We start from the raw sequence: 19,627 nt of genomic DNA on the forward strand, positions 1-19,627 counted from the left end.
GCTCCGTCTCAGGGCGCGAAGCCGGACAGGACCCTGCCGTCGTCGGGCGAGGCGAGGAACAACGCGTCGCCGTGGGCGATCAGGGAGGGCGGTGTACCGCCGATGGGCATGTCGAAGAGCTTGCCCGCGCCGGGAGGGTTCTCGCCGCTGCCGTCCAGATCGTAGGGGGTCACCGTGATGGCCTCGTGGACGAACGCCCGGTCGCCCACGATCGAGACGTTCCCCGCCTTCTCGTCGAGCAGGGTGTCGACGTGGTACCAGAGTTCCTCGCCGTCACGGAGCCGGAACGCCCGGACCTCACCGGGCGCCGAGACCACCACCGTGCCGTCCGCCGTGACGGCCGGCTTCATCGCGCCCGCCATTCCTCCGGCCAGGCTGCGGCGGCCGCCGGGGGCGGAGGTGTCCGTCACCGTGAGGCCGTCCCGGGCGACGCAGATCAGATCACCGTCCACGAGCAGGGGATGGGCGCACTCCGTGTCCTCCTCACCGACTCCCGGCAGCTTCCTGCCCGAACTGGCGTCGAAGACCTGGATGCCGCTCCCCACGGCCACCACCCGGCCGTCCCCGGCCAGGAGGGTGGCGTCGGACCCGGCGTACTCGACGGCCCACTTCTCCGGTTTCTCCTCACCGGTGATCTGCTGGGCGGTCAGGCGGCCCGCCGAGCCGCTCCCGGAGGCATAGAAGACCACTCCGTCCGAGTACACCGCGCCCGCGCCCGGCGCGCCGCCCGGCACCGCACGCCGCCACACCTCCTTGCCGTCGGTCAGACGCAGGCCCGACGAGGGCGCCCTGCACGAAGGCGTACACCGTGCCGTCAACGGCCGTCACGACCGATCGGCCGCCCTTGCCGTTTCCCGGCCCGGACTCCTCCGGGACGTTCCAGCGTTCGGTGCCCTTCGCCGCGTCCAGAGCGGTGACTCCCCGCTCGCCGGAACAGACCAGGGTCCCGGCCGACAGCAGGCAGCCGTACTCCCCCACGTGTTCGCCGGTCGTCCAGGGTTTCCAGCCGGCCGGCCGCGCGGCCAGGTCCGCGCCGCGTGCCCCGAAGTCGCCCGTGCGGGCTGAGTCCGCCCCGGGCACGACCGTGGGCCCGGCCAGGGCCGCCGCCGAGGACGCAGGTCCGTCGGGCCGGGCAGCGGCCGGATCGCCGGTGCCGCCGTCACCCTCGAGCAGCCCCGGCAGGAACACCGCCCCGAGCACCGCGCAGACCACCGCGATCGCGGCCATGACCACGGGCGGGCGGCGCCGCCGGGTACGCGCGGGAGCCGGTGGCGCGGGGGGAGCCGCCGGCGGTGGCGGAACCACCGGAACCGGCACCGGCTCCGCACACCGCAGGGCCGATTCGGTGTGCGCGGCGCACTGCTCCCGCACCGCGCCGTGCCATGGGAAGGGCCGCGCGACACCGCCGGGGGCGAGCAGACCGGCAAGCTCGTGCGGGGCCGGCCGGTCCTCGGGGCGGGGGGCGAGGCAGCGCTCGATCACCGCACGCAACCCTTCCGGTACACGGCCGAGTTCGGGTTCGCCGTGCGCGATCCGGAAGATAACCGCTGCCATGTCCGGATCGTCGAACGGGCCGCGTCCGCACGCCGCGAAGGCCAGCACCGCGCCCAGGCAGAACACGTCGGAGGCCGGGACCAGCGCCGTCGAGCCGTTGACGTGCTCGGGCGAGATGTAGCCGGGGCTGCCGACCACCACCCCGGTCCGGGTCAACTGGGTGGCCTCGAAGGCCTGGGCGATCCCGAAGTCGATGACCTTCGGCCCGTCGGCGCCCAGCAGGACGTTGCCCGGCTTGAGGTCGCGGTGCAGCACCCGCACGGCGTGCATGTCGGCCAGCGCCAGGGCCAGCCGCGAGCCGACGGCACGGACCACGCTCTCGGGCAGCGGTCCGGTGCGGGAGACCGCCTCGGCGAGCGAGGGGCCCGGCACGTACTCCGTGGCGAGCCAGGGCGTCCCGCCCCTCTCGTCCCCGGCGACGAGTGCCGCGAAGTGAGGGCCGCGCACGGCACCGGCAGCCGCGATCTCCCGCCGGAAGCGGACGCGGAAGCCGTCGTCGAGGTCGAGGCCGGGGAGCACGGTCTTGATCGCGACGAGCCCGGCGAGCGATCCGGCACCCGCGGCCGGGACGTCGTCCGCCCGCGCCAGGTACACCTCGCCCATCCCGCCCGCGCCGAGACGCCCGAGCAGCCGGTAGGGGCCGATCCGGGCGCGGCTGCCGGGAGCCAGCGGTTCGATCATGAGGAGGACTCTCCTCCGGGCAGCGCGAGCGAGACGGCGATGCCGTGCCGGTAGACGATGTGGACGACCCCGTCGGCCGGGAAGAGCTCGGGCGGCCGGTTCTCCTTGCCCAGCGAGATACCGGACTCGGGGTCGTACGGCTCCTCGATCGCGGGGACGGGTACGTCCTCGATCGGGGTGCGGCGCAGCGGTCCCGGTGTGTCCCCGCCCAGCGCGACGCTGTGGAGCGTGTCGGTGTCCGCCCAGACGAGGGTGTCGTCGACGAGGACGGGAGCGGAGACGGGGTTCTCCTCGCGGGCTTCGGCGTCCTTGCCGAGGCTGTAGCGTTCCAGCACCGTGCCGTCGTCACTCCGTACGACGACGAACTCGGAGTCCTCGTCGTCTTCGACGGCTTCGGTTTCCGTGTCCATGCCCGTCCTGAAGACGGTCATGCTGTCGCTCTCCGCCACCGCCACCGCGTCCTCGCCGACTCCGGGCGGTGGGAGCTCCTCGTCCGTACCGTCCTGGGGCTGCGGGCAGTGGGCCGCGAAGTCGGCCGGTGTCTCCTCAGGGCATCCGGCCGACTCCTCCTCCCCGTCCTTCGCGCGGAAGGCGTGCAGCCCCTCCTCGTTGTCGGCGTAGACCACCCCGCTGCGGACGCCCATCGGCCAGAAATCACCGTTCTGGACCTGGGCCAGATCCTCGCCCGCGAGTGGTTTCCGCCATTTCTCCGTCCCGTCGCGCGCGTCGAAGGCCGCGAGCCCGGACCCCTCGGGCAGACCGCCGGTGGCCGCGAACACCAGCCCGTCCGCGGCCTGGGGCGAACTCCACGGCTTGTGGGCGGCCCCGGCCTCGGCCTCCCAGCGGGACGTGCCGGTCCTGGCGTCGACCGCGAGGAGATGGTCACCGGTGGCGAAGTACACCGAGTCCCCGTGGACGACGGGGCGGGTGGAACCGCTGGGCATGAAGAACGTCCCGGACGGGCTGTAGTACGCGTCGGCCTCGCCCGGTTCCTCGCCCGCGGCGAAATCCCAGAGCTTCTTGCCGTCGGCCGCCGAGAGCGCCTCGTACGTTCCGTCCGACGCGCGGCAGACGACCACGTCCCGGCCGGCCGCGCAGCCGAGCGGGGTGCCGCTGAAGGTGGCGCGCCACGGCTTCCAGCCGGGAGGGCCCGCCTGTGCGGGACCGCGCCCGTCGGCGTCGCCCTCTCCACCGCCGCCGTCCCGGAACGCCAGCAGGCCCCCCGTGACCGCGCCCGCCAGGACGGCCACGGCGAGGGCCGCACCGAGGACGCGACGGCGGCGGACGGGACGTGCGGGTGCGGCCACCGGCGGCAGCCCGGGCCCCTCCGTGGGCAGCATCTCGACCGGTGTCCGGCTGCCGGTGGCCGCCTCGGTCGGTGTGCGTCCGGGCAGCAGCGGTCCGTCGTGCTCCCGTACGGAGGCCAGCTCGCGCTCGTACTCGGCGATGTGGGCCGCGACCGGCGCGGACCACCGGACGGAGCCCTCCGGTGCGAGGCGAGCGGCCAGTTCGCCCGGGGCGGGGCGGGCGGAAGGATCAGCCACCAGGCAGTCCTGGAGCACGGCGCGCAGGGCGTCGGGCACTCCGTCGAGGTCGGCCTCGACGTACTTGACCCGGTACAGCACCGCGGCGACCGGACCGTCGCCGAAGGGATCACGGCCGGTGGCAGCGAAGCAGAGGACGGAAGCGAGGCAGAAGACGTCGGAGGCGGGCACCACGCGTCCGCTGCCCGCGACGTGCTCCGGGGACATGAAGGCGGGGCTGCCGATCATCCGGCTGGTGGTCGTGAGCGGGGTGCCTCCCGCGCCGCGGGCGATCCCGAAGTCGATCAGGCGCGGCCCGTCGGCGGCGAGCAGGACGTTGCCGGGCTTCATGTCACGGTGCACGACACCGGCAGCGTGCACGGTCTCCAGCGCCCCGGCGAGGTCCGCGCCGAGCCGCCGGACCACTTCCTCGTCCAGCGCACCCGACCGGCGTACCGCGGCCGACAGGGTCGGACCCGCGACATATCCGGTGGCCAGCCAGGGCACGTCCGTCTCGGCGTCGCCGTCGAGGACAGGGGCCAGCGCCGGGCCGGTGACCGAGCGGGCCACGGCGATCTCACGGCGGAAGCGCTGCCGGAAACCGGGATCCTGGGCGACGTCACGGCGGACCGTCTTCACGGCGACGGGGGCCACGTCGGATCCGGAACCGTCCCGCAGCCCCAGGAACACCTCACCCATGCCGCCCGCGCCGAGCCTGGCCAGAACGGCGTACGGCCCGATACGTCTCGGTGAGTCCTCACGCAACGGCTCCAGCATGCGTCCCCCCGAGGTGCATGACCAGGGACACGTACCGCACGCGCCCCGTGCGCGGCATCTTTTCACGCCCCGTCAGCCGGGGAGCGCTGTCACCCGGAACGCGGCCGAGGCGGTTCCCGGGCGGCCCGCACGCCGCCCGGGAGCCCGTCAGTTCCCGCCGGTGAGTCCCGCCACCAGCTCGTCCGCCGCCGCGTACGGGTCCAGGCCTCCGGCCACGATCCGCTCCGCGAGCGCGTCCAGCCGGCGGTCGCCGTGCAGGTCGGCGATCCGCTCACGGAGCGCGGTCACGGCGATCGTCTCGACCTCGCGGGCCGCACGCGCCGTGCGCCGCTCGGCCAGGACACCGTGCTCCTCCATCCACGCCCGGTGCTTCTCCAGGGCCTCGACCACCTCGTCGAGGCCCTCGCCCCGGGCGGCGACCGTCTTCACGATCGGCGGCCGCCAGTCGCCGGGCCCCCGGGACTCCCCCAGGCCCAGCATGTGGTTGAGCTCGCGGGCGGTGGCATCCGCCCCGTCCCGGTCGGCCTTGTTGACCACGTACACGTCGCCGATCTCCAGGATTCCGGCCTTCGCCGCCTGGATCCCGTCGCCCATCCCGGGTGCGAGGAGCACGACGGAGGTGTCGGCCCGGGAGGCGATCTCCACCTCCGACTGTCCGACCCCCACGGTCTCCACGAGGATCACGTCGCAGCCCGCCGCGTCCAGCACCCGGATCGCCTGCGGCGCCGACCACGCGAGGCCGCCGAGATGGCCCCGCGTGGCCATGGAACGGATGTAGACGCCCGGGTCGGAGGCGTGCTCCGACATCCGGACCCGGTCGCCGAGGAGCGCGCCCCCGGAGAACGGCGACGACGGGTCGACGGCCAGGACCCCGACACGTCTGCCCGCCTTCCGGTAGGCGGAGACCAGCGCCGAGGTCGAGGTGGACTTGCCGACGCCCGGCGAGCCGGTCAGGCCGACGACATAGGCGTGGCCCGCGAGCGGTGCCAGCGCCGCCATCACCTCCCGCAGCTGCGGCGAGGCACCCTCCACCAGGGAGATGAGCCGGGCCACCGCACGCGGCCTGCCCTCACGTGCCTGCTCGACCAGGGTGGGGACGTCCACCTTCACGCGGCCTCCTCGCTCGCTCGTACGGTGACTACTTGCCCGGTACGCGGATGATCAACGCGTCGCCCTGGCCACCGCCGCCGCACAGCGCAGCCGCGCCGGTACCGCCGCCGCGCCGCTTCAGCTCCAGCGCGAGGTGCAGCACCACACGGGCGCCGGACATGCCGATGGGGTGACCGAGCGCGATCGCGCCGCCGTTCACGTTCACCTTGTCGGAGGTGACCCCGAGGTCCTTCATCGACTGGACCGCGACGGCCGCGAAGGCCTCGTTGATCTCGATGAGGTCGAGGTCCTCGACGCCGAGACCCTCCTTCTTCAGGGCGTGCCGGATGGCGTTGGACGGCTGCGACTGGAGCGAGTTGTCCGGACCCGCGACATTGCCGTGGGCGCCGATCTCGGCGATCCACTCCAGGCCCAGCTCCTGCGCCTTGGCCTTGCTCATGACGACGACGGCGGCCGCGCCGTCGGAGATCTGCGAGGAGGTGCCCGCCGTGATCGTGCCGTCCCTGGTGAAGGCGGGCCGCAGCTTCCCGAGGGACTCGGCGGTCGTCTCGGGGCGGATGCCCTCGTCCTTGGCGAAGAGGACGGGGTCGCCCTTGCGCTGCGGGATCTCGACCGGGGTGATCTCGGCCTCGAAGACGCCGTTCTTCTGGGCGGCGGCGGCGCGCTGGTGGGACAGGGCGCCGATCTCGTCCTGGTCGGCGCGGGACAGGCCGAGGCGGGTGTTGTGCTTCTCGGTGGATTCGCCCATCGGGATGTTCTCGTAGGCGTCCGTCAGACCGTCGTACGCCATGGAGTCGAGCATCTCGACCGCACCGTACTTGTATCCCTCGCGGGACTTCGGAAGCAGGTGCGGGGCGTTGGTCATGGACTCCTGGCCGCCGGCCACCACGACCTCGAACTCGCCGGCGCGGATCAGCTGGTCCGCGAGGGCGATCGCGTCGAGACCCGAGAGACACACCTTGTTGACGGTGAGCGCGGGGACGTTCAGCGGGATGCCCGCCTTGACCGCCGCCTGGCGCGCCGGGATCTGCCCTGCCCCGGCCTGGAGCACCTGGCCCATGATCACGTACTCGACCTGGTCGCCGCCGATCCCGGCACGGTCCAGCGCCGCCCTGATGGCCACGCCTCCGAGGTCGGCCCCGGAGAAGCTCTTCAGCGAGCCGAGGAGACGGCCCATGGGCGTACGCGCGCCCGCGACGATCACTGAGGTGGTTCCGGTCGTTCCTGACATGAGGCACAGCCCCTTGGATTGGTTGTGAACGAGGGTTTACCTGAATGTACTGAGCGGTACGGCGCCCGTCATCCGGCTGTCGGTGTGATCGCGCGCACGTTGCGTAACCATCCCCGGGGCGCTGCACTGGTTCCATGCTGACGCGAATCGACCACATCGGAATCGCTTGTTTCGACCTCGACAAGACAGTGGAGTTCTACCGCGCGACCTACGGCTTCGAGGTGCACCACTCGGAGGTCAACGAGGAGCAGGGCGTCCGGGAGGCCATGCTGAAGATCAACGGCACCTCCGACGGCGGGGCTTCCTACCTCCAGCTGCTGGAGCCGACCCGTGAGGACTCGGCCGTCGGCAAGTGGCTGGCGAAGAACGGCGAGGGCGTGCACCACATCGCGTTCGGGACGGCGGACGTCGACGCGGAGGCCGCCGACATCCGCGGGAAGGGCGTCCGGGTGCTGTACGACGAGCCCAGGACCGGGTCGATGGGCTCCCGGATCACCTTCCTCCACCCCAAGGACTGCCACGGTGTCCTGACCGAACTGGTCACCTCGGCCGAAGAGCACTGACCCGACCGATACCCGGCCCGGTAGAGTGGGCGGTTCCGGGCCGGGGCCGGGTCGGGGCCGTGCCGCGTCCTCACCACTGATCTGTCACCATTCCCCGGGGGACCGCTCGCCTGCGAGCGGTGTCCGTACGGAGAATTGCGACCAGGGTTGGGGTCTCCCCTGCTCAGTGGGGCATCCCCTGCTCCAACGAAGTTGAGAGCTCGGGGAAGACGTTGAGAGCTCGGGGAAGGATGGGACCGCGCAGTGCGGGGCTACGAGAGCCAGCAGAGCCACCGAGCTGACGACGACCATCTCTCGCGGTTCGAAGCCGAGATGGACCGGCTGAAGACCGATCGGGAGAAGGCCGTCCAGCACGCCGAGGACCTCGGTTACCAGGTCGAGGTCTTGCGCGCCAAGCTGCACGAGGCACGGCGCAATCTGGCGACCCGTCCCGCACACGACGGCGCGGACATCGGCTACCAGGCCGAACAGATGCTCCGGAACGCCCAGATCCAGGCCGAGCAGATGCGCACGGACGCCGAGCGCGAGCTGCGTGAGGCCAGGGCTCAGACGCAGCGGATCCTGCAGGAGCACGCGGAGCACCAGGCCCGTCTGCAGGCGGAGTTGCACGCCGAGGCGGTCCAGCGGCGTCAGCGGCTCGACCAGGAACTGGCGGAGCGGCGCCAGACCGTCGAGTCGCACGTCAACGAGAACGTCGCCTGGGCCGAGCAGTTGCGTGCCAGGACCGAGTCCCAGGCCCGCAGGCTGCTGGACGAGTCGCGCACGGAGGCCGAGCAGTCGCTGGCCGCCGCCCGTGCCGAGACGGCCCGGCTCGCCGACGAGACCCGCCGGCGCCTCAACTCCGAGGCCGAGTCGGCCCGTGGCGAGGCCGAGGCCACGCTGCTGCGCGCCCGCAGGGACGCCGAGCGGCTGCTGGAAGCCGCCTCCTCCCAGGCCCAGGAGGCCACCAGCCACGCCGAACAGCTCCGCTCGACGGCCACCGCCGAGACCCAGCAGACGCGCCAGCAGACCGCGGAGCTGAACCGCACCGCCGAGCAGCGCACGCAGGAGGCCGAGACCCGGCTGCGCGAGGCCCGGCTCGAGGCCGAGAAGGTCCTCTCCGAGGCGAAGGAGGCCGCGGCCAAGCGGCTGGCCGGCGCCGAGTCGCAGAACGAGCAGCGCACCCGTACGGCCAAGTCCGAGATCGCCCGGCTGGTGGGCGAGGCCACCGAACAGGCCGAGACGCTCAAGGAGGAGGCCGAGCAGGCCCTCGTCGACGCCCGCGCGAAGGCCGAGCGGGTGGTCGCCGAGGCCGCCGAGAAGGCCCGCACACTGGCCGCCGAGGACGCCGCGGCCCAGCTCGCGAAGGCGGCCCGCAGCGCCGAGGAGGTCCTGACCAAGGCCTCCGAGGACGCCCGGTCGACCACCAGGGCCGCCGGCGAGGAGGCCGACCGGATCCGCCGTGAGGCCGAGGCCGAGGCGGACCGGCTGCGCGGCGAGGCCGCCGAGCAGGCCGACCAGCTCAAGGGCGCGGCCAAGGACGACACCAAGGAGTACCGGGCCAAGACCGTCGAGCTGCAGGAGGAGGCACGCCGGCTCCGCGGCGAGGCCGAGCAGCTCCGCTCCGAGGCCGTGGCCGAGGGCGAGCGCATCCGTGGCGAGGCCCGCCGCGAGGCCGTCCAGCAGCTCGAGGAAGGTGCCCGCACCGCCGAGGAACTGCTCACCGAGGCCAAGTCCGACGCCGAGGAACTGCGGACCTCGGCCAACGCCGAGAGCGAGCGCGTCAGGACCGAGGCGGCCGAACGCGCCGCCACCCTGCGCAAGCAGGCCGAGGAGGCGCTGGAACGCAGCCGTGCCGAGGCCGAGAAGCTGCGGGCCGAGGCCGAGGAACAGGCGACCGCCCTGACCGCCGCGGCGGAGAAGGCGGCCGAGGAGCTGCGCGAGGAGACCGAGCGCGGGGTCGAGACACGCAAGGCCGAGGCGGCCGAGGAGCTGACCCGGCTGCACACCGAGGCCGAGTCCCGGGTGACCGCCGCCGAGGAGGCCCTCGGCGAGGCGCGCACGGAGGCGGAGCGGATCCGCCGCGAGACGGGCGAGGAGTCCGAGCGGCTGCGCGCCGAGGCCGCCGAACGTGTGCGCACGCTCCAGGAGCAGGCCACCACCGAGGCCGAACGCCTGCGGACCGAGGCCGCCGCCGACGCCGCGCGGTCGCGTGCCGAGGGCGAGACCGTGGCCGTGCGGCTGCGCAGCGAGGCCGCCGCCGAGGCGGAGCGGCTGAAGACCGAGGCGCAGGAGAAGGCCGACCGGGTGCGCTCCGAGGCCGCGGCCGCCGCCGAGCGGGTCGGCACGGAGGCCGCCGAGGCCCTGGCCGCGGCTCAGGAGGAGGCCAACCGGCGGCGCCGCGCCGCCGAGGAGGCACTCGGCTCCGCGCGCGCCGAGGCGGAGCAGGAGCGCGAGCGCGCCCGCGAGCAGAGCGAGGAGCTCCTCGCGTCGGCCCGTAAGCGCGTCGAGGAGGCGCAGGCCGAGGCCCAGCGCCTGGTCGAGGAGGCGGAGAGCCGGGCCGCGGAGCTGGTCTCCGCCGCCGAGCAGACCGCCCAGCAGGTACGGGACTCGGTCGCCGGGCTGCAGGAGCAGGCCGAGGAGGAGATCACCGGGCTGCGGTCCGCCGCCGAGCACGTGGCGGAACGGACGAAGAGCGAGGCGCAGGAGGAGGCGGACCGGGTCAGGTCCGATGCCTACGCCGAGCGGGAGCGGGCGAGCGAGGACGCCACCCGCATCCGTCAGGTCGCGCACGAGGAGTCGGAGGCCGCGAAGGCTCTGGCCGAGCGGACCGTCTCCGAGGCGATCGCCGAGTCGGAGAAGCTGCGCTCGGACACCTCCGAGTACAGCCAGCGGGTCCGCACGGAGGCCTCCGACGCCCTCGCGTCGGCGGAGCAGGACGCCTCACGCGCCCGTGCCGACGCCCGTGAGGACGCCAACCGCATCCGCTCCGAGGCGGCGGCCCAGGCCGACCGCCTCATGGCGGAGGCCACGAACGAGAGCGAGCGCGTCCGTACCGAGGCGGCCGAGCAGTCGGAACGCTTCGTCGGCGAGGCGACCGACGAGGCGGAGCGGCTGCGTGCGGAGGCGGCGCAGACCGTCGGTGCTGCCCAGGAGCACGCGGCCCGTACCCGCGAGGAGGCGGAGCGGCTGCGTACCGACGCCGAGGCGGCGGCGGAGGAACTGCGCGCGGAGGCCCGTCAGGAGGCCGACCGGCTGCTGGACGAGGCGCGGGAGTCCGCGGCCAAGCGCCGGGCGGACGCCGCCGAACAGGCCGACCAGCTCGTCGAGAAGGCTCAGGAGGAGGCGCTGCGCGCCGCCACCGAGGCCGAGGAGCAGGCCGACCGGATGGTGGGCGCCGCCCGCAACGAGGCCGTCCGGATCACCTCCGAGGCCACGGTCGAGGGCAACTCCCTGGTGGAACGGGCCCGTACGGACGCGGACGAGCTGCTCGTCGGCGCCCGCCGGGACTCCACCGCGACCCGGGAGCGGGCGGAGGAGCTCAGGACCCGGATCGAGGGGGAGATCGAGGAACTGCACGAGCGCGCCCGGCGCGAGACCTCCGAGCAGATGAAGACGGCCGGCGAGCGCGTCGACAAGCTGATGAAGGCGGCGACGGAACAGCGGGCGGAGGCCGAGGCCAAGGCCAAGGAGCTGCTGTCGGACGCGAATTCGGAGGCGAGCAAGGTCCGTATCGCCGCCGTCAAGCGCGCCGAGTCGCTCCTCAAGGAGGCCGAGACCAAGAAGGCCGAGCTGACCAGGGTGGCCGAGAAGCTCCGCGCCGACGCGGAGGCCGAGGCGACGCAGATGGTCGACGAGGGCCGTCGGGAGCTGGACCTGCTGGTCCGCAGGCGCGAGGACATCAATACGGAGATCTCCCGTGTCCAGGACGTCCTGGAGGCGTTGGAATCTTTCGAGGCTCCGGGCGGAACGGGCAAGGCGTCGGGCGGCGGAGCCCCGGGCGTCAAGGCCGGTGCGTCGGCGGGCACCCGGTCGGGTGGCAAGGCGTCGGACGGGTAGCGGCCGGCTCATGTATTTCGCCATGAACATTCAACCCTTCGGATCACAAGCCCTCCGGGGGTCAGCCACTCAAAAGGGGTGTCATTCTCCATACCAAAGCGGCATCTTCACGTTGACACGCCGCTCAGGCCCCTAGGATTCCCTCTAACACCTCACCGGTCTCATTCGACAGGAACCCCATGAGCGACCCTTCCTCCCCCTTCGGCTTCGAGCTCGTGCGACGTGGATACGACCGCGGTCAGGTGGACGACCGCATTACCAAACTCGTCGCCGACCGTGACAGCGCGCTCGCCCGCATCACCTCTCTGGAAAAGCGCATCGAGGAGCTCCATCTCGAGACGCAGAACGCCCAGGCCCAGGTCAACGACGCCGAGCCGTCGTACGCCGGGCTCGGCGCGCGCGTCGAGAAGATCCTCCGCCTCGCCGAGGAGGAGGCGAAGGACCTGCGTGAGGAGGCCCGCCGCGCGGCCGAGCAGCACCGCGAGCTGGCCGAGTCGGCCGCCCAGCAGGTGCGCAACGACGCGGAGACCTTCGCCGCGGAGCGCAAGTCGAAGGCCGAGGACGAGGGCGTCCGTATCGTCGAGAAGGCCAAGGGCGAGGCGACCACGCTGCGCTCCGACGCCCAGAAGGACGCCCAGCAGAAGCGCGAGGAGGCGGACGCCCTCTTCGAGGAGACCCGCGCCAAGGCCGCCCAGGCCGCCGCGGACTTCGAGACGAACCTCGCCAAGCGCCGTGAGCAGTCGGAGCGCGACCTCGCGTCCCGTCAGGCGAAGGCCGAGAAGCGCCTCGCCGAGATCGAGCACCGCGCCGAGCAGCTCCGCCTGGAGGCGGAGAAGCTCCGCACGGACGCCGAGCGCCGGGCCCGCCAGACGGTGGAGACCGCTCAGCGCCAGGCCGAGGACATCGTGGCCGACGCGAACGCCAAGGCCGACCGGATCCGCAGCGAGTCGGAGCGCGAGCTGGCGGCGCTCACCAACCGCCGCGACTCGATCAACGCCCAGCTGACCAACGTCCGCGAGATGCTGGCCACGCTGACGGGTGCCGCGGTCGCCGCCGCCGGCTCCCCGGCCGAGGACGAGTCCGCCACCCGTGGGGTCCCCGCCCAGCAGACCCGCTGAGCAGGGTTACGTACATCAGCTGTACCGCTTGCGCGCCCGGTTCCGCCTTTGTGGTGGCGCCGGGCGCGCGGCCGTTCTAGCGTGAGCGCATGATCGAGCTCGACGGCCTCACCAAACGTTTCGGCAACAAGGTTGCCGTCGACCATCTGTCATGCCGGGTCAGACCGGGAATGGTGACGGGATTCCTCGGCCCGAACGGGGCGGGCAAGTCCACGACCATGCGGATGATGCTCGGCCTCGACAACCCGACCAGCGGCACGGTCCGGATCGACGGCCGGCACTACCGCGACCTCCAGGAACCGCTCAAGCACATCGGGGCCCTGCTGGACGCCAAGTCGATGCACGGCGGGCGCAGCGCGTACAACAACCTCCTGTGTCTCGCCCAGAGCAACAGCATCCCGGCGAGCCGGGTCTCCCACGTGCTGGACACGGTCGGCCTGAGCGCGGTGGCGAAGAAGAAGTCCAAGGGCTTCTCGCTCGGCATGGGCCAGCGGCTGGGCATCGCGGCGGCGCTGCTCGGCGACCCGGAGATCCTGATGTTCGACGAACCCGTCAACGGGCTGGACCCGGAGGGGATCCACTGGATCAGGAATCTGATGAAGACGCTCGCGGCGGAAGGCCGGACGATCTTCGTCTCCTCGCACCTGATGAGTGAGATGGCGCTGACCGCGGATCACCTGATCGTCATCGGTCAGGGCAAGCTGCTCGCGGACACCTCGATGGCCGACTTCATCCACAGGAACTCCCGGAGCTTCGTGCGGATGCGTTCACCGGAACAGGAGCGGCTGCGCGATCTGCTGCACACGGAGGGCGTCGTCGCGGTCGAGTCGGGCAACGGGACGCTGGAGATCGACGGCGAGACACCCGAGCGGCTCGGGGAGCTCGCCGGCCGGCACGGGATCGTGCTGCACGAGCTCAGTGCCCAGCGGGCCTCCCTGGAGGAGGCCTTCATGCAGATGACGGCGGGTTCCGTGGAGTACCACGCCCATTCCGACCGCGACGGTGCCCCGCCACCGCCCGCGGGCCCGCAGTGGGGCGAGCAGTGGAACCAGCAGCAGCCCGGCGACACGGCCGGCGACCGTACGACGGGGGTGTGAGCGATGGCATCGGTACCAGCGGTCCTGAATTCCGAGTGGACCAAGATCCGTACGGTCTCGTCGACCACCTGGACGCTGATCTGCGCGTTCCTCGTGACCGTCGCCATGGGCGCGGCGCTGAGCGCCCTGCTGAACAGCCAGTTCGACGACCTCTCCGCCGCCGAGCAGGCCACCTTCGACCCGACGTTCGTGAGCTTCTCCGGCATGGTCCTGGGGCAGCTGGCGATGGTCGTCTTCGGCGTGCTCGTGGTGGGCACCGAGTACAGCTCGGGCATGATCCGCACCTCGCTGGCGGCCGTGCCGCAGCGCGGTTCGTTCCTCTTCAGCAAGATCGCGGTCGCGGGTGTCCTGGCGCTGGTGGTCGGCCTCGCCACCAGCTTCGTGACCTTCTTCCTCAGCCAGGCCCTGCTGGGCGACCGCGGCACGGACATCGGCGCGGAGAACGTGCTGCGCGCGGTCGTCGGCGGCGGTATCTACATGGGCCTGATCGCGGTCTTCTCGATGGGCGTGGCCACGATGCTGCGCAGCTCCATGCTGTCGCTGGGCATCCTGATGCCGTTCTTCTTCCTGGTCTCGCAGATCCTCTCCGCGGTCCCGGGCGCCAAGAGCGTGGCCCGGTACTTCCCCGACCAGGCCGGGTCCAAGATCCTGCAGGTGGTTCCCGACGCCATGAACAGCGACCCGGCGCCGTACGGGCCGTGGGCCGGGCTCGGGATCATGGCGCTGTGGGTGGTGGCCGCGCTGATCGGCGGGTACCTCGTGCTGAAGAAGCGCGACGCCTGAGCACCGTCCGGACCCCGGCGCTCCGCTCGACGACTTGGCCGGAACCGCCCGAGGCTGGTTATCCTCCTAACTCTTGACGGGGGCGCGCGGCAGGAGGCCTGGGCCCCGACGACGTATGAGTCGATGGGGCTGGAGAATGATCGAGGCAGTCGGCCTGACCAAGCGCTACGGCGCGAAGACGGCCGTGCACAACCTTTCCTTCCAGGTGCGGCCCGGGGCCGTGACGGGGTTCCTCGGTCCCAACGGGTCGGGCAAGTCCACCACCATGCGCATGATGCTGGGCCTGGACCGTCCGACGTCCGGACACGTGACGATCGGCGGGCATGCCTTCCGCAGCCTGCCCAACGCCCCGCGCCAGGTGGGGGCGCTGCTCGACGCCAAGGCCGTGCACGGCGGGCGCAGCGCCCGTAACCACCTGCTGAGCCTGGCGCAGCTGGCGGGCATCCCGGTGGCCCGGGTGGACGAGGTCCTCGGTGTCGTCGGACTGCAGGACGTCGCGAAGAAGCGGTCCAAGGGCTTCTCCCTGGGGATGGGCCAGCGGCTCGGGATCGCGGCGGCGCTGCTCGGCGACCCGCAGGTGCTGCTCTTCGACGAGCCGGTCAACGGACTCGACCCGGAGGGCATCCTCTGGGTCAGGAACCTGATGAAGCGGCTGGCGTCGGAAGGCCGCACGGTCTTCGTCTCCAGCCATCTGATGAGCGAGATGGCCCTCACCGCCGACCATCTGATCGTGATCGGCCGCGGGCAGCTCCTCTCCGACATGAGCGTCACCGACTTCATCTCGGCGAACTCCGCCGACTTCGCCCGGGTGCGGGTCCCGGCTGACCGGCCGGAGTACCGGGAGAAGCTGACGGCCTCGCTCACCGAGGCGGGCGGCCAGGTCATGCCGGAGATGGACGGCGCGCTGCGCGTCACCGGGCTCCCGCTGCCCCGGATCAGCGATCTGGCGCACGGGGCGGACGTCCGGCTGTGGGAGCTCTCCCCGCACCAGGCCTCGCTGGAGGAGGCGTACATGCGGATGACCCAGGGCGCCGTGGACTACCGCTCGACGGCGGACGCCAAGGAAGGTCTCCAGCCTCCGCCGCCCGGCTACGGACACCCCGGCCACGAGCAGCAGGGCTACGTGCCCCGGCCGCCGCCCGAGGTCCCGCAGCAGGGCTGGTACGCGCCGCCGCCCCCGGGACAGAACCCGTACGCCGCCGCTCCGGCACCCGCCCCCGAGCCCACCGCGGAGCGGACCGGGCGCACGACCGACGAGGACCCCCGATGACGATGCCTCCGCCGCCCCCGCAGGAGCAGGCTCCCCCGCAGGCGTACCAGGCTTCTCAGCAGCCGCAGCAGGGCTGGGGCGCCCCCGCGGGCCCGTACGCCTCTCCGATCCCCGTGCGCACCCCGGGCCTCGGCGACGCGATCGCCTCCGAGTGGACGAAGATCCGGTCCGTGCGCTCCACGATGTGGACGCTCGGCGTGATGATCGTGCTGCTGCTCGGCATCGGGCTGCTCGTCGCGTTCGTCGTGAGCCTGTCGGACGCCCCTGCCGATGACGTCCCCGTGCTCACGCTCGGCTTCTTCGGCGTGCTGCTCAGCTCGATCTGTGTGATCACTCTCGGCGTGCTGACCATCGCGTCGGAGTACAGCACCGGCATGATCCGGACGACGCTGACCGCCTGCCCGAGCCGGGCGCGGATGCTGATCGCGAAGTCGGTCGTCTTCTTCCTGCTCGCGTTCACGATCACGACGGTGACGACCGGGATCGTCGGTGTCCTCCAGACGGCGATGCTCGACGGCGCCACGCCCGACACCGGCCTCTGGGTGCGCTCCACGGTGGGGATCGGCCTCTACGTCGCCACCCTCGGGCTGCTGTCGCTGGCGGTCGGCACGATCGTGCGGCACTCCGCGGGCGCCATCACGATCATGATCGCGGTGGTGCTGCTCCCGCTCGTACTGGCGATCTTCATGTTCTCGCCGTCGCTGGCGTCCGTGCAGGAGGCGCTCTTCGAGTGGTCCATCCCCAACCAGATCGGCGCGATCTACGAAGTGTCCATGACCTCGTCGGGGCCGACGGGCTGGGAGCCGCTGTGGGCCCTCCTCGGCGTGACCGCGGTGGCCATGGCCGGCGCCTTCGCCGCACTGGACCGGCGGGACGTCTGACCGTCAGTGGCGCGGAGCGTTCCTGGACCGCTGCACCCGTGTGGTGCGGCGGTCCTTCGCGTTCCAGCACGCCTTGTGCCAGTGCCTGCGGTCGTCGATCCCGCCGTACTCCGGCCAGGCCACGAGGTGCGGGACCCCGGACGGGATCTCCTGGTCGCAGCCGGGGCAGCGGTAGCGCTTGCCCATCGCGCTCGCGCCGCTCACCGGGCGCACCGACCACTCCTCGTCCTGCCAGCTCTCGGTGGCACCGCCCCCGCCGTACCGGCCCCCCGCCTCCGCTGCGTTGCCGGTGGGACCATCGCCGCCTCGGGGGCGGTTGCGGCGCGGGGACACGGGACACCTCACGGGGCCGGAACGGACGGACGTCCCGTCCAGCCTAGAGGCATCGGCTGCGGACCGGAGGCGCCCGAGGTCCCTGAGCAGCGGCGGGGCGGGTGGGTTAGCGGAAAATCGCAACAACTTCGCCGCGGACCGTGCCTTTGGCACGTGTCAGACGTTGTTGCCGGTAGGGGAGCCGCGTCGGCCGTAAGGAGGCAAGAGGCGATGCGCGTAGGAACATTCGTGTTGGCGGCCCAGTTCCCGGGCCAGGGGCAGGGCGAGGCCCTGCACCGTGCCGTCAGGTCCGCGGAGGTCGCGGAGGAGTCGGGACTCGATTCCGTCTGGCTGGCGGAACACCACTTCGTGCCGTACGGGGTGTGCCCGTCCGCCACGACCCTGGCCGCCCTGCTGCTCGGCCGCACCCGCAGGATCCGGGTGGGCACGGCGGTGAGCGTACTGCCGAACCAGCACCCGGTCACGCTCGGCGAACAGGCCGCGCTGCTGCACCTGACCAGCGGCGGGCGCTTCTCCCTCGGGGTCGGGCGCGGTGGTCCGTGGGTCGACCTGGAGGTGTTCGGCGGCGGGCTCGACGCGTACGAGAAGGGCTTCCCCGAGGCACTGGAGCTGCTTCTGGAGTGGCTGGACAAACCACGGGTGGCGGGCGGCGGGGAGCGTTACGGCTTCCGCGAGGTCGCCGTGGTGCCCCGGGCCGACGAACTCCTCGGGGACGGTCCGCCGGGCCCCGAGGTGATCGTCGCCTGCACGTCGCCGAAAAGCGTGAAACTCGCCGCTGAAAAGGGTTTGCCGATGCTGCTCGGGATGCACTGCGGCGACGAGGAGAAGGCGGACATGGTCGCCCTGTGGCGATCGGCCGCGCGGGAGGCCGGTCAGCCGGCGGAGGTCGCGGAGCGGGTAGCACATGTGTCCGCAGGGGTGGCGCAGATCGCCGACCGTCCAGCCGACGCCGTGGAGACGCTCGTGAAGACGATGCCGGGCTGGCTGCGGCAGGGGCTCGACGCCCATGTGACGGTCGACGGCCGCCACCGGGTCATGCGGGACCCCGTGGCGTACACGGAGTTCCTGTGCGGTCTGCATCCGGTGGGGCCGCCCCGTCTCGCCGCGGACCGGCTGGCGGCCACGGCGGAGCGCACGGGCATCACCCGCTTCGCCCTCATGGTGGAGGGGTCGGGCGATCTCGCGGCGACGGAGACGAATGTGCAGCGGCTGGGCACGGAAGTGCTGCCGTTGCTGGAGTGACCCGTTCACGCTGGTGGTCCTGGTGGTGCGGTGGTGCGGGAGCTGCCGCCCCGGAGCCAGTTGCACCTCCCGCGGCCCGAAGCGGCAGCAGAAGCGTTCAGCAGTCCCGAAGTTCGGGCGACTGGTTGAGCAACTGGCCCCTCACCGAGGTGAATCGGGCCAGGCGCTCGTCGACCGAGGCGTCCAGCGGGAACACCGCGACGCGGTGGCAGTTCTGGAATGCGAGACGCACCCCGAAGTGCCGCTGCAGCGCGCCGCGTATCGCATCACTCGCGAGCGCACGCAGCAGCTGACCACGTGCCTGCTCGTCCGGCGGCGGCGTCTGGTTGTCGGCGAACTGTCCGCCGTCGACCTTCAGCTGGGCCACCAGAGAGCTGATCATCTCCCATGCGTAGGGCAGGGAGGTCCGGACGCAGTCGACGAAGTCGGCTTCGTCGACCTCGCCTCGCTCGGCCTGTTCCAACAGCGCCGGTGAGACGTCGAGCGACATGGGTTCTCCTCTCGCGACCCCGACGGGTGGCCGGGGCCTTACGGGCAGGGCAGGGTGGCGACGCTGCGTACACAGACGGCGACCTCCTGCTTCCACGGTAAGGGCGCAGTCCAGGCCGCACCAGGAGATTGGGAACACAACCGGCCAATAACGAACGGTCGCAAAGAGGGGCAAGCCCGATCCGTGTGCTTCCAGGGGCTGCCGGGACGGGTCCGCGAATCGCGTGGACCATGAATCGTCGAGTAGCGTTGCCGACCATGCGTCTCGTCATCGCCCGTTGCTCCGTCGACTACGCGGGCCGGCTCACTGCCCACCTGCCCTCCGCCCCCCGTCTGATCCTGGTGAAGGCGGACGGCAGCGTCTCGATCCACGCCGACGACCGGGCGTACAAACCTCTCAACTGGATGTCCCCGCCGTGCACCCTCAAGGAGGGAGCCGACGACAACGAGGGCGTCTGGACCGTGGTGAACAAAGCGGGCGAGAAACTGATCATCACCATGGAGGAGATCCTTCATGACTCGTCCCATGAGCTGGGTGTCGACCCGGGGCTCATCAAGGACGGTGTGGAGGCGCATCTCCAGGAGCTGCTCGCCGACCGCATCGAGACGATCGGTGAGGGTTACACCCTGATCCGCCGCGAGTACCCGACCGCGATCGGCCCGGTCGACATCCTCTGCCGGGACGCGGACGGCGCGACGGTGGCCGTGGAGCTGAAGCGGCGGGGCGACATCGACGGTGTGGAGCAGCTGACCCGTTATCTGGAGCTGCTCAACCGCGACCCGCATCTGGCCCCGGTGCGGGGTGTGTTCGCGGCACAGGAGATCAAGCCGCAGGCCCGGGTGCTGGCGACGGACCGCGGGATCGGCTGCCTGGTCCTCGACTACGACGCGATGCGCGGCATCGAGGACGACAAGCTGCGGTTGTTCTGACCCGAGG

At 72.0% G+C, this 19,627-nt stretch carries 16 protein-coding genes; 9 read left to right on the top strand and 7 right to left on the bottom strand.

All coding sequences use genetic code 11. The features are described from left to right. Nucleotides 1–8 precede the first annotated feature (8 nt). The 5 genes from P8A20_RS11215 to P8A20_RS11235 form a co-directional block, all read right to left on the bottom strand. Nucleotides 9–689 carry an outer membrane protein assembly factor BamB family protein gene (locus tag P8A20_RS11215; protein WP_442811978.1) on the bottom strand — a complete coding sequence of 227 codons (681 nt, stop codon included), beginning with the start codon at nucleotides 687–689 and terminating at the stop codon, nucleotides 9–11. Continuing rightward, entirely contained in the window at nucleotides 625–2,235 is a 1,611-nt protein-coding gene (locus P8A20_RS11220; RefSeq protein ID WP_261988653.1) for a serine/threonine-protein kinase, read from the bottom strand. The genes P8A20_RS11215 and P8A20_RS11220 overlap by 65 nt, the downstream gene beginning before the upstream one ends. Beyond that, a complete protein-coding gene (locus tag P8A20_RS11225) occupies nucleotides 2,232–4,535 on the bottom strand; it encodes a serine/threonine-protein kinase (protein WP_147959540.1) in 2,304 nt (767 codons plus the stop codon). The genes P8A20_RS11220 and P8A20_RS11225 overlap by 4 nt, the downstream gene beginning before the upstream one ends. Nucleotides 4,536–4,682: 147 nt before the next feature. Further along, complete coding sequence (gene meaB / locus P8A20_RS11230) at nucleotides 4,683–5,645, bottom strand: methylmalonyl Co-A mutase-associated GTPase MeaB (protein WP_147959539.1); 963 nt, start codon at nucleotides 5,643–5,645, stop codon at nucleotides 4,683–4,685. A gap of 28 nt (nucleotides 5,646–5,673) precedes the next feature. Further along, nucleotides 5,674–6,876, bottom strand: a complete 1,203-nt coding sequence (locus tag P8A20_RS11235; protein WP_147959538.1) for an acetyl-CoA C-acetyltransferase — start codon at nucleotides 6,874–6,876, stop codon at nucleotides 5,674–5,676. Between the two features lie 134 nt (nucleotides 6,877–7,010). On the opposite strand from P8A20_RS11235, the gene mce reads away from it, so the two are divergent. The 7 genes from mce (at nucleotide 7,011) to P8A20_RS11270 (ending at nucleotide 16,626) form a co-directional block, all read left to right on the top strand. Next, entirely contained in the window at nucleotides 7,011–7,439 is a 429-nt protein-coding gene (gene mce / locus P8A20_RS11240; RefSeq protein ID WP_147959537.1) for a methylmalonyl-CoA epimerase, read from the top strand. Between the two features lie 243 nt (nucleotides 7,440–7,682). Next, nucleotides 7,683–11,477, top strand: coding sequence for a polarized growth protein Scy (gene scy, locus P8A20_RS11245; RefSeq protein ID WP_306103438.1), 3,795 nt, complete (start codon nucleotides 7,683–7,685; stop codon nucleotides 11,475–11,477). Nucleotides 11,478–11,656: 179 nt separating this feature from the next. Further along, nucleotides 11,657–12,595, top strand: coding sequence for a coiled-coil domain-containing protein (locus P8A20_RS11250; protein ID WP_147959535.1), 939 nt, complete (start codon nucleotides 11,657–11,659; stop codon nucleotides 12,593–12,595). An 89-nt stretch (nucleotides 12,596–12,684) separates the two neighbouring features. Further along, nucleotides 12,685–13,692, top strand: coding sequence for an ATP-binding cassette domain-containing protein (locus tag P8A20_RS11255; RefSeq protein ID WP_147959534.1), 1,008 nt, complete (start codon nucleotides 12,685–12,687; stop codon nucleotides 13,690–13,692). 3 nt (nucleotides 13,693–13,695) lie between these two features. Further along, entirely contained in the window at nucleotides 13,696–14,475 is a 780-nt protein-coding gene (locus tag P8A20_RS11260; protein WP_147959533.1) for an ABC transporter permease, read from the top strand. A gap of 136 nt (nucleotides 14,476–14,611) precedes the next feature. Continuing rightward, nucleotides 14,612–15,745, top strand: a complete 1,134-nt coding sequence (locus P8A20_RS11265; RefSeq protein ID WP_147959532.1) for an ABC transporter ATP-binding protein — start codon at nucleotides 14,612–14,614, stop codon at nucleotides 15,743–15,745. Next, on the top strand, nucleotides 15,742–16,626 hold the full coding sequence (locus P8A20_RS11270) for an ABC-2 transporter permease (protein ID WP_147959531.1): 885 nt from the start codon (nucleotides 15,742–15,744) through the stop codon (nucleotides 16,624–16,626). Before P8A20_RS11265 ends, P8A20_RS11270 begins: the two co-directional genes overlap by 4 nt. 3 nt (nucleotides 16,627–16,629) lie before the next feature. Here P8A20_RS11270 and P8A20_RS11275 read toward each other — a convergent pair whose 3' ends face one another. Then, nucleotides 16,630–16,959, bottom strand: coding sequence for an Rv1322 family protein (locus P8A20_RS11275; protein WP_147959530.1), 330 nt, complete (start codon nucleotides 16,957–16,959; stop codon nucleotides 16,630–16,632). A gap of 210 nt (nucleotides 16,960–17,169) precedes the next feature. Here P8A20_RS11275 and P8A20_RS11280 point away from each other — a divergent pair, with 210 nt between their 5' ends. Further along, the gene (locus P8A20_RS11280; RefSeq protein ID WP_147959529.1) at nucleotides 17,170–18,201 is read left to right on the top strand and encodes an LLM class flavin-dependent oxidoreductase; all 1,032 of its coding nucleotides are present in this window, start codon (nucleotides 17,170–17,172) and stop codon (nucleotides 18,199–18,201) included. A 97-nt stretch (nucleotides 18,202–18,298) separates the two neighbouring features. Here the strand turns inward: P8A20_RS11280 and P8A20_RS11285 are convergent, their stop codons facing one another. Further along, nucleotides 18,299–18,691, bottom strand: a complete 393-nt coding sequence (locus P8A20_RS11285; protein WP_014154035.1) for an SCO5389 family protein — start codon at nucleotides 18,689–18,691, stop codon at nucleotides 18,299–18,301. Between the two features lie 257 nt (nucleotides 18,692–18,948). On the opposite strand from P8A20_RS11285, the gene nucS reads away from it, so the two are divergent. Further along, the gene (gene nucS, locus P8A20_RS11290; protein WP_099174445.1) at nucleotides 18,949–19,620 is read left to right on the top strand and encodes an endonuclease NucS; all 672 of its coding nucleotides are present in this window, start codon (nucleotides 18,949–18,951) and stop codon (nucleotides 19,618–19,620) included. Nucleotides 19,621–19,627: the final 7 nt, after the last annotated feature.

Origin of the sequence: Streptomyces sp. Alt3, from assembly GCF_030719215.1 — a bacterium.
GTDB lineage: Bacteria > Actinomycetota > Actinomycetes > Streptomycetales > Streptomycetaceae > Streptomyces > Streptomyces glycanivorans.